The 12,459-nt window shown below is 67.2% G+C and carries 14 protein-coding genes; 10 read left to right on the forward strand and 4 right to left on the reverse strand.

The window, feature by feature from the left end:
* On the forward strand, positions 1-486 hold a 486-nt coding region (locus AC5E6L_RS09560), incomplete at its 5' end, for an exonuclease domain-containing protein (protein ID WP_491772880.1).
* A gap of 12 nt (positions 487-498) precedes the next feature.
* Here the strand turns inward: AC5E6L_RS09560 and secB are convergent.
* Positions 499-1,017, reverse strand: coding sequence for a protein-export chaperone SecB (gene secB / locus AC5E6L_RS09565; RefSeq protein ID WP_491229087.1), 519 nt, complete (start codon positions 1,015-1,017; stop codon positions 499-501).
* Positions 1,018-1,122: 105 nt separating this feature from the next.
* Positions 1,123-1,650 (reverse strand): FxsA family protein, encoded by a 528-nt coding sequence (locus tag AC5E6L_RS09570; protein WP_491229088.1) that lies wholly within the window; start codon positions 1,648-1,650, stop codon positions 1,123-1,125.
* 135 nt (positions 1,651-1,785) lie between these two features.
* On the opposite strand from AC5E6L_RS09570, the gene AC5E6L_RS09575 reads away from it, so the two are divergent.
* The 4 genes from AC5E6L_RS09575 to AC5E6L_RS09590 are packed head-to-tail and all read left to right on the forward strand — an operon-like array spanning position 1,786 to position 4,619.
* The gene (locus AC5E6L_RS09575) at positions 1,786-2,484 is read left to right on the forward strand and encodes a Tim44/TimA family putative adaptor protein (protein ID WP_491229089.1); all 699 of its coding nucleotides are present in this window, start codon (positions 1,786-1,788) and stop codon (positions 2,482-2,484) included.
* A gap of 22 nt (positions 2,485-2,506) precedes the next feature.
* A complete protein-coding gene (gene mltA, locus AC5E6L_RS09580; protein WP_491772882.1) occupies positions 2,507-3,604 on the forward strand; it encodes a murein transglycosylase A in 1,098 nt (365 codons plus the stop codon).
* Positions 3,601-4,251, forward strand: a complete 651-nt coding sequence (locus AC5E6L_RS09585) for a Smr/MutS family protein (protein ID WP_491772884.1) — start codon at positions 3,601-3,603, stop codon at positions 4,249-4,251. Before mltA ends, AC5E6L_RS09585 begins: the two co-directional genes overlap by 4 nt.
* Positions 4,248-4,619 carry a helix-turn-helix domain-containing protein gene (locus AC5E6L_RS09590; protein ID WP_491229092.1) on the forward strand — a complete coding sequence of 124 codons (372 nt, stop codon included), beginning with the start codon at positions 4,248-4,250 and terminating at the stop codon, positions 4,617-4,619. Before AC5E6L_RS09585 ends, AC5E6L_RS09590 begins: the two co-directional genes overlap by 4 nt.
* Before the next feature lie 193 nt (positions 4,620-4,812).
* On the opposite strand, the gene AC5E6L_RS09595 is transcribed toward AC5E6L_RS09590, so the two are convergent.
* Positions 4,813-5,316, reverse strand: a complete 504-nt coding sequence (locus AC5E6L_RS09595; RefSeq protein ID WP_491229093.1) for a DUF2244 domain-containing protein — start codon at positions 5,314-5,316, stop codon at positions 4,813-4,815.
* A gap of 21 nt (positions 5,317-5,337) precedes the next feature.
* Here AC5E6L_RS09595 and nth point away from each other — a divergent pair, with 21 nt between their 5' ends.
* The 3 genes from nth to AC5E6L_RS09610 all read left to right on the forward strand — a co-directional run bounded on the left by nth (position 5,338) and on the right by AC5E6L_RS09610 (position 8,992).
* On the forward strand, positions 5,338-6,099 hold the full coding sequence (gene nth, locus AC5E6L_RS09600; protein ID WP_491229094.1) for an endonuclease III: 762 nt from the start codon (positions 5,338-5,340) through the stop codon (positions 6,097-6,099).
* Positions 6,099-7,409 carry a hemolysin family protein gene (locus AC5E6L_RS09605; protein WP_491772887.1) on the forward strand — a complete coding sequence of 437 codons (1,311 nt, stop codon included), beginning with the start codon at positions 6,099-6,101 and terminating at the stop codon, positions 7,407-7,409. Before nth ends, AC5E6L_RS09605 begins: the two co-directional genes overlap by 1 nt.
* Positions 7,410-7,609: 200 nt before the next feature.
* A complete protein-coding gene (locus AC5E6L_RS09610; RefSeq protein WP_491228451.1) occupies positions 7,610-8,992 on the forward strand; it encodes a nicotinate phosphoribosyltransferase in 1,383 nt (460 codons plus the stop codon).
* A 62-nt stretch (positions 8,993-9,054) separates the two neighbouring features.
* Here the strand turns inward: AC5E6L_RS09610 and AC5E6L_RS09615 are convergent, their stop codons facing one another.
* Positions 9,055-9,519 carry a GtrA family protein gene (locus tag AC5E6L_RS09615; protein WP_491228450.1) on the reverse strand — a complete coding sequence of 155 codons (465 nt, stop codon included), beginning with the start codon at positions 9,517-9,519 and terminating at the stop codon, positions 9,055-9,057.
* Between the two features lie 265 nt (positions 9,520-9,784).
* Here AC5E6L_RS09615 and AC5E6L_RS09620 point away from each other — a divergent pair, with 265 nt between their 5' ends.
* Positions 9,785-10,807 (forward strand): glucokinase, encoded by a 1,023-nt coding sequence (locus tag AC5E6L_RS09620; protein ID WP_491228449.1) that lies wholly within the window; start codon positions 9,785-9,787, stop codon positions 10,805-10,807.
* 47 nt (positions 10,808-10,854) lie between these two features.
* Positions 10,855-12,459, forward strand: a 1,605-nt coding sequence (locus AC5E6L_RS09625) for an ABC transporter ATP-binding protein (RefSeq protein WP_491772889.1), incomplete at its 3' end; no start/stop codon positions are given.

The following is a 12,459-nucleotide window of genomic DNA, read 5'->3' on the forward strand; positions in this document are numbered from 1 at the left end:
GACCAGTGGTTCGAATTCGTGGGCGATGGACGCCTGGTCGCGCACAATGCCGGCTTCGATGTCGGCTTCTTCGATGCCGAATTCGCGCGGCTGGGCTTTCCGCCGGTCGATCCGGGCCGCGTGATCGATTCCCTCGCCCTTGCCCGGCGGCGTCATCCAATGGGGCCGAACTCGCTCGATGCGCTTTGCAATCGCTACGGCATCGACAATTCGCACCGCACCAAGCATGGCGCCTTGCTCGACAGCGAGCTGCTCGCCGAGGTCTATATCGAACTGTGTGGCGGCAAGCAGGCGGCGCTTGGGCTGACCGTCGAGCCTGCCCAGACCGGCTCCGGCTCGGCTCGGGGAGCAGGCTCTGGCGAGGCGGCGCGCATCGGCGCGCGCCCCAAGCCGCTTCCGCCCAGGCTCACCGCCCAGGAAGCCGACGCGCATGAACGCATGCTGACGTCTCTGGGCGATACGCCCCTTTGGCGCATGCCTTCCTGAGCCCCACAGGTCCTAGGACGCCTGAACCCGCTGCTTGGCCTGCTCCTCGGCGATGCGCTGCTGGAACATGCGCGCAAAATCGACGGGGTCGATCATCAACGGCGGAAAACCGCCATTGCGGGTGCATTCGGCGACGATCTGGCGTGCGAACGGGAACAGCATGCGCGGGCACTCGATGAAGACGACGGGGAGCACGTGCTCCTTGGGGAAGCCGGCCACGCGGAAGACGCCGCCATAGATCAATTCGACATTGAACAGAACCTTGTCGCCGTCCTTCGCCGTCGCCGTCAGCGTCAGCACGACGTCATAGTCCGTCTCTCCCATCGGATTGGCGTTGACGTTGACATTGATGTTGATCGCAGGGGGCTTTTCGCGCGGACGCAGCGAAAGCGGCGCGCCGGGGCTTTCGAACGACAGGTCCTTGACATATTGGGTCAGCACGCTGAGCTGCGGTTGCTGGCCGTTGCCGGCCGTCTTCGCTGTCGCGCCCGCCGCCGCACCGCCTTCCTTCTTGTCGGTTTCGTCCGCCATCGCCTCGCCTTCTCGGTATATGGGAAATGGGCGCTGGGGCGCCGCAGGATCGATTGGGCGGTCGCCTAGCATGGTGCCCCCCACCTGACAAGCACGCCCGAACCGTCAATCCGGGCGGGAAACCGTGCGCCCGTCCCGCTTCGCCGGTTCCTCGCCCCAGGGCGTGTTCGGATCGGGCGCGGGCGCATAGTCGTCCTCATCAAGATCGATGGTGCGCCCGTCCCGCCTGCCCGAGCCCGCGCCATCCGGCCCTTGCGCCGTTCCGTCCGCTTCGAAGACGATCGTCCGCTTACGCAGGAACGCCCAGACCGTGTCGCGAAACGGCGGAACGAACAGAACCAGCCCGGCCGCATCGGTCACGAAGCCCGGCGTCAGCAGCAGGGCGCCGGCGAGCAGAAGCATGACGCCGTGTATCAGTTCGCGGGCCGGCACGCGCCCCGCTTTCACTTCGGTCCGGATCCGCTCGATCAGGCCGAAACCCTGCGCGCGCAGCAGGATCGAGCCCGCGACCGCCGTAAGGACGACAAGGGCCAGGGTCGCAAAGAGGCCGATCTGTCCGCCGATCACCACGAAAACGGCGATCTCCAGAAGCGGAACGGCGAGCAGCGCGAACGGGATCAGCGAAAATGGCATTGTGCGTGTCCGAATTGGTTGAACATGTCGGTCGATCACATGTAAGCGTGCCTGTTCCCGGTTTGAATGATGCCGGCTCGCGTTCTATATCACGATCATGGAACAAGCACCGAACGCAGACGGAAACGTTACCCTATGGACTCCTCCAACATTGTCACCCTGATCTTCGTGGTCGCGGCCGTCTTCGTCTTCCTGCAGTTGCGAAACGTGCTGGGTCGGCGCACCGGCCATGAGCGTCCGCCGCTCGATCCCTATGCGCGGCGCGGAGAGGAAGCGGTTCGCGACGAGGCGGGCGAGACCGACAATGTGATCACGCTGCCCGGACGCGCAGACGGCGTCGAACTCTATGGGGACATCGACAAGATCGTCAATCCGGACACCGAAGCCAACAAGGGCCTGCGGGCGATTCGCGACGCGTCTGCCGATTTCCGGCCCGAAGAGTTTCTGGCCGGCGCCAAGATGGCCTATGAGATGATCGTCATGGCGTTTGCCGACGGTGACCGCAAGACGCTGCGCAACCTCCTGTCCGGCGAAGTCTATGAGGGCTTTGAATCGGCGCTCGACGAGCGCGAGGCGCGAGGCGAGACCGTTCAGACCAATTTCGTCGGCATCGACACGATCGCGATCGTCGGCGCGCAACTGCGCGGCCAGGATGCCCACGTCACGGTGTCCGTTGTCAGCCAGCTCGTTTCGGCGACCAGGGACAGGGGCGGCGCGATCATCGAGGGCGATCCGGACGCGGTGGCCGAGGTTCAGGATGTTTGGACGTTCAAGCGCGATATGCGCTCGGACTCGCCCGACTGGAAGCTCGAAGCGACCGAAGCGGACGAATAGGCCGCCCGGAGGCCGGCCGGCCATGTGGCGTCTTGAGCTGGTCGGCTTTGCCGACATGTGTGGCTGGCCGCAGGACGATCACGGCGCCGCGCTGGCCGCGTTGGCGCGCCACGCGCTCAAGCCACCGGGCCAAGCCTACCGGACCGGACGCCTCGGTTCGCCTCCCGGGCGCCTTCTCGCGCTGGCCGATCTGGCGGCGACGGGCCGGGCGCGGAACGATCCGCGCGCTTTCTTCGAGGCGCATTACGCACCGATCCGTCTGAGCCATGCGGGCGGCGCGCGCGGCCTCGTCACCGGCTTTTACGAGCCCGAGCTCGCCGCGTCCCGCCGCAGGACACCGCCCTTTGAAACCCCCTTCCTGCGCCGGCCGCCGGACCTTGTCGCGGTCGATGGCCGCACGCGGCCGGCATGCCTTGATCCCTCGTTCCGCTTTGCGCGGCGGCGCGCCGATAGAACGCTTGCCGACTATTTCGACCGCGCGGCCATCGAAGCGGGCGCGCTCGACGGCCTTGGCCTTGAAATCGCCTGGGCGGCCGATCCGGTCGATGTCTTCTTTGTCCATGTACAGGGCGCGGCGCGGCTGACCTTCGCCGACGGGTCGGCGGTCCGCATCACCTATGACGGCAAGTCCGGCCATCCCTTCACGCCGATCGGCAGGCTGCTCGCCGAACGCTGTGAGATCGAGCCCGGCGCGGTTTCGATGCGGACGATCCGGCGCTGGCTGGCAGAACACCCCGATCGCGCGCGCGCCCTGATGGCCGAGAACCGCTCCTACATCTTCTTCAGGGAAACGCCGGCCGGCGCGCTCGCAGACGGCCCCGTGGCGGCGGCGAAGATTCCCCTGACGGCGGGCCGGTCCCTCGCCGTGGACCGGCTGGTTCACACATTCGCAACCCCGGTCTTCGTGCACGCCGACCGGGTGAACGGGCGTGCGTTCCGCCGCCTGATGATTGCGCAGGAGACCGGCACGGCGATCGTCGGTCCGGCGCGCGGCGATATCTTCTTTGGCACCGGCGACCGTGCCGGCGCGCGGGCGGGCGCCGTCACGTCGCCATGCGACTTCACGGTCCTTGCGCCCCGTGACATGGCTGACACTTTGCCGGCATACTGGACCCCATGACCGAGCATCGCAAAACAAGGCGCGCGGCGCATCCGTTGGGCCTTGAGGACCGCATCCTGTGGAACAAGGTGGCCCGGACCGTCAATCCGCTCGACCGCGCGCGCCACCGTGCCGCCCAGCAGGATGTCTGGGAGGATTGGGTCGCCGAAGCCTTCGCCGACGGTGTAGCCGCGCCGCGGAACCCGCCGGCGCCGCTCGCGGCGACCGTGCCGCGGCCGGCCACGGGCAGCCCGGAGGGGAAAGGCGCGCCGGGCGCGCGCGCGGCCGCGCCGGGGCTCGCCTCGCTCGAACGGCCCGCCTGGCGCAAGCTGGCGCGCGGCCGCGTGCCGATCGATGCGAGCATCGACCTCCATCACATGAACCAGGACGAGGCGATGAGTCGGCTGCACCGGTTCCTGGTGCAGGCGCGGGCCCGACAGTGCCGCCATGTCCTGGTGATCACCGGAAAGGGCCGGTCGCCGCGGAGCGAAGGCGTCCTGCGGCGCATGCTGCCCGTTTGGCTTGGCCGCGAGCCCTTTTCGAGCCTTGTCAGCGGTGTGCGCGCGGCCGGGCGCGGCCATGGCGGCGAGGGTGCCTTCTATGTGCGCCTGCGCAAGCCGGTCGAGCCGCGACAGGCGCGCCGTCACGGGCACGGCGGCGGGCCATGACGCCGTTCGGCGAGCGCCTGCGCGAGCTGCGCGCCGAGCGCGGCATGACCCAGCGGCAGATGGCGGCCGCGATCGGCGTGTCGCCGGCCTATCTGTCGGCCCTCGAACACGGCAGGCGCGGTACTCCGCGCTGGATCCTCGTGCAGGGCATCATCGCCTGCCTGAACATCATCTGGGACGAGGCGGACGAATTGCAGCGCCTTGCCATGCACTCCGCCCCCCGCGTGACCATCGACACGTCCGCCCTTTCGCCCAAGGCGACCGAACTGGCCAATCTGCTCGCCTCGGGCATCGACGTTCTGCCGGACGAGGCGCTTGAGGATCTGCGCCTGCGGCTGGATGCGGCGATCAGGCGCTTCGGGCGGTGATCGGCAAGGCGCGCGCCTTCAGGATATGAGCGATTTGCCCCCCAGAGCGGTTGGTCTTTGGCTGGAATCGTTTGAGCGCCGGGATTTTGCGATCCGGCAAGACAAATCGCCTCATGCCATTGCAACCGGATTAATGCGTAACAACAACCTAGAGAAGTTCCCGAAAGCTGCATACACTTTTTGCGAACATTTTCTAACGCCGCGCCGTCGCCAGCGCCTCGGCAAAGGCGCTCGCAAAGCTCTCCCGGTCGTCGGGATTGAGAAACCCGCCGATCGAGGTCGCCCGGCCCTGTCCGGTCAGGCGCATGGCGGTGATTCCGATTCCTCGGTGCCGGTCGACCTGGAGGCGCGCCCAGAACGGGTTGAAGTGGTGATCCTGGTGACGGCCGTTCGGCGCGATCTTGCGTATGTGCACGTCCGACCGGGTGACCGTGACATGCTCGCGCGCCCGGCCGGCGCGGAAGCTGAAACGGATGGCCAGATAAAGGATCAGGACGTCGACGATCATGAAGATGGCGACGGGCCAGGCGCCGAGCGCGAGATAGAGCATGGCGTTGCCCGCGCAGATCGCCGCGAACACACCCATCAGCACGGCGAATCCGCCGGGCGTCAAAGAGCGGTGGGGAAACAGCTCGGCCACGAAAACCGGCTTTTCGGCAGAGCGCGGGGGTTCTATGTCTGAGCCGGTCAAGGACATGGCGGAAGGTTATAGGCGGGTATGGCGGTCAGCCAAGGGAAAAAGCCGGGAACCCCAAGGGCCGGCACGGCGGCAAAGCCGGCCAGACGCCTGCTGCGCTCGAAGTATGCCAGGGGCGAGGTGCGCGAGATTTTCCGCCGCTTTTCCATTCAGCGGCCCGAACCCAAGGGCGAACTGGTTCATGTGAACCCCTATACGCTCGTCGTCGCCGTGGCGCTGTCGGCGCAGGCGACCGATGCGGGCGTCAACCGCGCAACGCGCGATCTGTTCAAGATTGCCGACACGCCCGAAAAGATGCTGACGCTGGGCGAGGCGAAGGTCGGCGAGCATATCCGCACGATCGGGCTGTGGCGCAACAAGGCCAAGAACGTCATCGCCCTGTCGCGCAAGCTGATCGACGATTTCGGCGGCCAGGTGCCGCGAACGCGCGAAGAGCTGATGAGCCTGCCGGGCGTCGGGCGCAAGACGGCCAATGTGGTGATGTCGATGGCGTTCGGCATTCCGACCATGGCCGTCGACACCCACATCTTCCGCATCGCCAACCGCATCGGCCTGGCGCCCGGCAAGACGCCCGACGAGGTCGAGACCAACCTGATGCGCGTGATCCCCGAGGACTACCTCTATCACGCCCATCACTGGCTCATCCTGCACGGGCGCTACACCTGCAAGGCGCGCAAGCCCGACTGCGTCGCCTGCGTGATCGCCGATCTTTGCAGGTCCAAGGAAAAGACCAACGGCGAGCCCGCGCCGCTTGTCGAGCTTCCGTCCCAGGTGATCGCCTGATGGCCGTCAATCTCGTCATCGTCGTGGCGCTGATCGGGCTGAACGGATTGTTCGCGCTGGCCGAACTGGCCGTGGTCTCCTCAAGGCGCGCGCGGCTGCAGGCGCTCAACGAGAGGGGTCGTGCCGGTGCGCCGCGCGCGCTGGCGCTGCATGCCGATCCGGGCCGGTTCCTGTCCGCGGTGCAGATCGGCATCACTCTGGTCGGCATCGTCAACGGCGCCTTTTCGGCCGAGACATTCGGTGAAACCGCCGCTGGCGCTCTTGTCCCGCTCGGTTTTTCCGAGGCGACCGCGGCGACGCTCGGTTTCGGCGCGGTCATCCTTGTGGTGACCTATCTGTCGGTGATCGTCGGCGAACTGGTTCCCAAGTCCCTGGCGCTGCGCAACCCCGAAGGCATCGCATGCGCGGTCGCACCCGCGATGACCCTTTTTGCCACGCTGGCCGCGCCGGCGGTCTGGGTGCTTGATGCGTCCACGCGGCTCGTCATGGGCCTGATCGGCCGCGGCGGCGAACCCGAACCGAGGATAACCGACGAGGAGATCAGGTCGCTGATCGCCCAGGCCGAGCAGGCCGGCGTCGTCGAAACCGGCGAGCGCGACATGATCGCCTCGGTCATGCGGCTGGCCGACCGGCGCGCCGCCGGCCTGATGACGCCGCGCATGGAGGTCGAGTGGATCGATCTGAACGACACCGCGGACGCGATCGCCGCCCGGTTGCGTTCGAGCCGCCGGACGCTGCTGCCCGCGGCGGCCGAAAGCCTCGATCACGCCGAAGGCGTCGTCAGGACGCGCGAGATCCTGCTGGCCATGCTGGATGGCCGGCGTCCCGATCCGCGCGCGCTCCTTCGTCCCGTCGACAGCGTGCCGGAGAATGCGGCGGCGCTGGATGTGGTCGCCCGCCTGCGGGCGGCCGAGATACCGGCCGTCTTCGTGCGCGACGAACGCGGCAATTTCGAGGGGATCATCACCCCGGCCGATATTCTGGAATCGGTCGCGGGCGCCTTCGTCTCCGAGAGCGGGCCCGCCGAGCCGGACGTCGTTGTGCGCGAGGACGGCTCGTTTCTGCTGGCCGGCGCCATGCCGGTCGATGAGGCCGCCGAAATGCTGGGCATCCTTCTGCCCGCCGGCCGCTCATACCAAACGCTCGCCGGCCTGATGCTGGACCGGCTCGGCCGCCTGCCGGAAACCGGCGAGGCCGTCGATGCCGATGGCTGGCGGCTCGAAGTCGTCGATATGGACGGCCAGCGCATCGACCGCCTGCTCGCCATGCGCGCCGGCACGCCCCGCCGCGCCGGAAAGGGCGGCAGCTGACGGGAGCCCGCCAGCGAACGGGCGCGGCCATGAATGCGGGGCGTGCCGGGCCGGGCATGAAGTAAAGGGAAACCCATGTCGATGTCGCAAACCAGGAAGAAGACGGTTAGGGTTGGTCATCTTGAAAGGCCACCGCTTCCCGCCACCATTGTTGACATTTCGGCCAGACCGATCGACGCACGACCGGCAAAGTGTGCCCCATGAACCTCATCCTCGACACCGACAGCTACAAATATTCGCATTTCGCGCAGTACCCGCCCGGGACGGCGGCGATCTCGGCCTATATCGAATCGCGGCGCGGCGGCGCTTATGACGACACGCTGTTCTTCGGCCTTCAGATGTTCCTGAAGCAATATCTGGCCCAGCCGGTGACGCGCGCCCATGTCGAGGAGGCCGAGGAACTGGTCACCGCGCACGGCCTGCCCTTCAACCGTACCGGGTGGGAGGCGCTGATCGACCGGCATGGCGGTTTCCTGCCGCTGACGATCGAGGCGCTCCCCGAGGGCATGGTCGCGCCGGCCGGCACGCCGCTGGTCCAGTTGCGCAACACCGATCCCGACTTCTTCTGGCTGCCCACCTTCATCGAGACCGCGCTCCTGCGCGCGGTCTGGTATCCGTCCACGGTCGCCACGGTCTCCTGGCATGTGCGCCGGATGATCGCCGAAACGCTGGAGCGCACCTGCGACGATCCCGGTCCGATCCTGCCCTTCCGGCTGCACGATTTCGGCGCGCGCGGGGCCACCAGCCACGAGCAGGCCGGCCTTGGCGGTATCGCCCATCTGGTCAATTTCCTGGGCACCGATACGGTGGCCGGGCTGGTCTATGGCCGGCGTTTCTATCATGAGTCGATGGCCGGCTTCTCCATCCCCGCAGCCGAGCATTCCACCATGACGAGCTGGGGCGAGGCGCGCGAGGCGGCCGCCTACGAGAACATGGTCACCCGGTTCGGCGGCGCGGGCCGCCTGGTCGCCGTCGTCTCCGACAGCTACGACCTGTTCCGCGCCGTGCGCAGCATCTGGGGCGGACAGCTCAAGGAGAAGGTCGAGACCATGGGCGGCACGCTCGTGGTGCGGCCCGATTCGGGCGATGCGACGCGCGTGCCGATCGACACGATCGAGATGCTGGGCGACATTTTCGGCTACCGGGTCAACCGGAAGGGCTACAGGGTGCTGGCCGATTGCGTGCGCGTCATCCAGGGCGACGGCATCACGCCGCGCACGATCCGCGTGCTTTTAGAAGCGATGGCCGAGCGCGGCTGGTCGGCCGAGAACCTGGCCTTCGGCATGGGCGCGGGACTGCTCCAGAAGGTCAATCGCGACACGCTGCGCTTTGCGATGAAGGCCAATGCGCGCCAGGACGCGGACGGCCTGTGGCACGGCATCGCCAAGGACCCCAAGACCGATCCGGGCAAGGCCTCCAAGCGTTATCGCCAGGCGGTCGTGATCGAGGACGGCGCGCCCGTCGCGGTGCCGCTCAGGGAGCTGGGGGCGCGCGGGAACCTGCTCGAAACGGTCTGGGAGAACGGCGACCTCAAGCGCGACTGGACGCTGGCCGAGATCCGTGCCCGCGCCAACCCGACATGAACGAAGCGGTGACCGCCGGGGCATCGTGTCGACGGTGACGTGCGTCCATGTCGACTGGACCGTCAGGACGCGTCATCCCGGCCCTTGCGCGCGAAGACGAAGCGCGCATAGCCCAGATAGGAAAAGACCGCCACGGAACCGACCGCGACGAAGGTCGCCCAGAACGGCGACAAGCCCGGCATGACCAGCAGGAGGCCGGCGAAGATCAGATAGTTCAGCCCCGCGCCGGCCAGCGCGACCGACGAGTAGCGCGCGCCTTCGGCGATGACGGGCCGGTCGCTGGCGCCGAAGGTGAAGATGCGGTTGATCATATAGTTCGAGGCCATCGCGCAGCCGATCGAGACGATCCGCGCCGCGAACGGGCCGAGCGGCGTGGCCGCCATGAGCAGGTAGAGGACCCCGACATCGATCACGAAACCGCTGCCGCCGGCGAAAGCGAAGCTGAACAGCCGGCCGCGCCGGGTCCGCGCCGGACGCGGTGTCAGTCGGCCGCTTCCTGCGGCTTGCCGGTTCGGATCGGCGTTCATGGTCGCTCCATAGCAGGATTCGGCGAACAATCTCCCAGGTTCCTTCAATCTGGCGCATCGCGCCCCAGGGCGTGAAAAAAGTGCTTGCCTCCCTTTCAAGGTCGCCGCAAACGCGATAAGGAAGGCGCGCTCTCTAAATCGATTGAACCGCCATGTCCGATGCTCTCACCATCGCGCTTCCGGCTGGCGGCGACGGGCACCGCCGCCGGGCGGATCGCCGCAATTCTGTTCAACGCGCTTCTGGCCCAGCACATGGAAACGGCCCATGCCTAGCTCTTCCAGCCCGTTCGTCCTGCCCTTTCCGATCCTGATCGCCGACATTGGCGGCACCAATGCGCGTTTTTCCATTCTGATCGACGCCAATGCCGAGCCGAAGGCGTTCGAATCGATCCGCACGCGCGACTTCGACAGTCTCGACGCGGCGGTCCAGGCCCATGTGCTGGACCGCACCTCGCTGATGCCGCGCAGCGCCGTGCTCGCCATCGCCGGGCCGACCGATGGCGATGCGATCGATCTGACCAACAATGATTGGGTCGTCCGTCCGCGCCGGATGATCGAGGAACTGGGTTTCGACGAGATCGTCGTTCTCAACGATTACGAGGCGCAGGCCCTGGCGGTCGTGGCGCTTGAGGACGACCGGCTGCGGCGCATCGGCGGGGGCGCGCGCGATCCGGCGGCGAACCGCGTCGTGATCGGCCCCGGCACCGGCTTGGGCGTGGCCGGGCTCGTGCATGCCGCCAGCACCTGGATTCCCGTCGCCGGCGAGGGGGGGCATGTCGATCTGGGCCCGCAGACCGAGCGCGACGCCGCCGTCTTTGCGCATATCGAACGGATCGGCGGGCGTGTCTCGGGCGAACAGGTTCTATGCGGGCGCGGCATGGTCAATCTCTACCGGGCGGTCGCCATGGCGAACGGCGGCACGCCGCGCTTTATCGATCCGTCCGAGGTGACGCGGGCCGCCCGGGACAAAAGCGATCCGGACGCGGTGGAGGCGCTCGACCTGTTCGCCGAATATCTGGGACGCGTCGCCGGCGATCTGGCGCTCGTCTTCATGGCGCGCGGCGGCGTCTACCTGACCGGCGGCATCACGCAGAAGATCCTGCCTTTCTTCAACGCGGCGCGCTTCCGCGCCGGCTTCGACAACAAGGCCCCGCACGAGGCGCTGCTCGGCGGGATACCCGCCTTCGCGATCCTGCACGACCGCGCCCCGATGGAGGGGCTTGCCGCCTATGCGCGCACGCCCTCGCGCTTTGGCGTCGCGCTCGAAAACCGGCACTGGGCGCGCTGAAATGGGCGCGCTGTCCTTGGCGGGGTGAATGGGCTATAGCCCGCGCGATGAGCCAGCAGCCCGAACAGACGAGCCCGAACGCCAGCCTGCCGAGCGGCGTCGTCGCGGTTCTCAAGCGCATTCTTGCCGAAAACGGCCGCGATTATGCGCGTTCCTATGCCGTCACCATCGTTTGCCTGATCGTCATCGGACTGACCACCGCGATCATCGCCTGGATGACGCGCGATGTGGTCGACGAGATCTTCGTGCGTCAACGCGGCGATCTGATCCTCGTCATCGCCGGCACGGTGGTCGCCGTGTTCCTGGTGCGTGGCTTTGCCATGTATGTGCAGGCGGTGGTGCTGGCGCGGATCGGCAACGATCTGGTCGCCCGCTACCAGGCCCGCGTCTTCGACAAGCTGATGAAGCTGAGCGTCGGCTATTTCACCGAAGCGCGCTCGGGACACCTTGCGGCCCGGATCGCCGAGAACGTCAACGGCATTCGCGATGTGCTCTCGCTGACCCTGACCGGCCTTGCGCGCGATCTGGTGTCGCTGATCGGCCTGCTCGTCGTGATGGTGACGATGGACCCGATATTGTCGCTGATCGTCTTTGGTGTCGCCCCGGTCCTCGTGCTGGCCATCGCATGGATTTCGGCGCGAATCCGCGGCGTCGTGCGCGAAACTGTCGAACTGAACGCGCGCGTCGTCGGCACGATGCAGGAGGCGGTGCAGGGCATCACCGTGGTCAAGGCGTTCACGATGGAGGAACAGCTTGGGGCACGGATCGACACGATCATCACCGACGCGCGCAAGAAGGCCGACCGGCTGGCCGCGATCACCGAACGCGTCAACCCGGCCGCCGAGATATTCGCCGGCCTGGCCGTTGCGGGCGTGATCGCCTATGCGGGGTTTCGGGCCGTCAATGAGGGCCGCCCGCCCGGAACGATCGTCGCCTTCCTGACCGCGCTGCTGCTGGCCGCCGATCCGGCGCGACGCCTCGGCCAACTCAAGGTCAATCTCGAAAAGGCGATGGTCAATGCGCGCATGATCTACGAAATCCTCGACATGCCCGAACGCCAGCGCGACAAGCCCGGTGCCGAACCGCTGAGGGTGACCGAGGCCGCGATCGCGTTCGAGGATGTCGATTTCTCCTACGGCGACGGGACGATGGTCCTCCACGGCCTTTCGTTTGAAGCGCCGGCGCACAAGACCACGGCGATCGTGGGCCCCTCCGGCGCCGGCAAGACGACCATCACGGCGCTCTTGCAGCGCTTCTACGATCTGGATGCGGGCGCCATCGCGATCGACGGCCAGGACATTTCGGAGGTGACATTGGCCTCCCTGCGCGGGCAGATCGCGTTCGTGTCGCAGCAGCCCTGTCTGTTCGAGGGAACGATCCGCGACAACATCCGCTACGGCCGGCCCGATGCCACCGATGCCGAGATCGAGGCGGCCGCCGGACAGGCCAACGCGCACGCATTCATCGTCGAGCAGGCGCAAGGCTACGACACGCCGGTGGGCGAAAACGGCGTGACCCTGTCCGGCGGGCAGCGCCAGCGCCTGTCGATCGCCCGCGCCATCGTCCGCAACGCGCCGATCCTGCTGCTCGACGAGGCCACATCGGCGCTCGACAATGAATCCGAAAAGCTGGTCCAGGAGGCGCTCGAAGAG

The organism is Roseitalea sp. (genome assembly GCF_984466335.1).

What these genes read in the sequence shown, in the direction of transcription:
- AC5E6L_RS09615 (WP_491228450.1), bottom strand. Translation starts at nt 9,519, where the DNA reads ATGAACGCCGATCCGAACCGGCAAGCCGCAGGAAGCGGCCGACTGACA.
- AC5E6L_RS09610 (WP_491228451.1), top strand. Translation starts at nt 7,610, where the DNA reads ATGAACCTCATCCTCGACACCGACAGCTACAAATATTCGCATTTCGCG.
- secB (WP_491229087.1), bottom strand. Translation starts at nt 1,017, where the DNA reads ATGGCGGACGAAACCGACAAGAAGGAAGGCGGTGCGGCGGCGGGCGCG.
- AC5E6L_RS09570 (WP_491229088.1), bottom strand. Translation starts at nt 1,650, where the DNA reads ATGCCATTTTCGCTGATCCCGTTCGCGCTGCTCGCCGTTCCGCTTCTG.
- AC5E6L_RS09575 (WP_491229089.1), top strand. Translation starts at nt 1,786, where the DNA reads ATGGACTCCTCCAACATTGTCACCCTGATCTTCGTGGTCGCGGCCGTC.
- nth (WP_491229094.1), top strand. Translation starts at nt 5,338, where the DNA reads ATGGCGGTCAGCCAAGGGAAAAAGCCGGGAACCCCAAGGGCCGGCACG.
- mltA (WP_491772882.1), top strand. Translation starts at nt 2,507, where the DNA reads ATGTGGCGTCTTGAGCTGGTCGGCTTTGCCGACATGTGTGGCTGGCCG.
- AC5E6L_RS09585 (WP_491772884.1), top strand. Translation starts at nt 3,601, where the DNA reads ATGACCGAGCATCGCAAAACAAGGCGCGCGGCGCATCCGTTGGGCCTT.
- AC5E6L_RS09605 (WP_491772887.1), top strand. Translation starts at nt 6,099, where the DNA reads ATGGCCGTCAATCTCGTCATCGTCGTGGCGCTGATCGGGCTGAACGGA.
- AC5E6L_RS09595 (WP_491229093.1), bottom strand. Translation starts at nt 5,316, where the DNA reads ATGTCCTTGACCGGCTCAGACATAGAACCCCCGCGCTCTGCCGAAAAG.
- AC5E6L_RS09620 (WP_491228449.1), top strand. Translation starts at nt 9,785, where the DNA reads ATGCCTAGCTCTTCCAGCCCGTTCGTCCTGCCCTTTCCGATCCTGATC.
- AC5E6L_RS09590 (WP_491229092.1), top strand. Translation starts at nt 4,248, where the DNA reads ATGACGCCGTTCGGCGAGCGCCTGCGCGAGCTGCGCGCCGAGCGCGGC.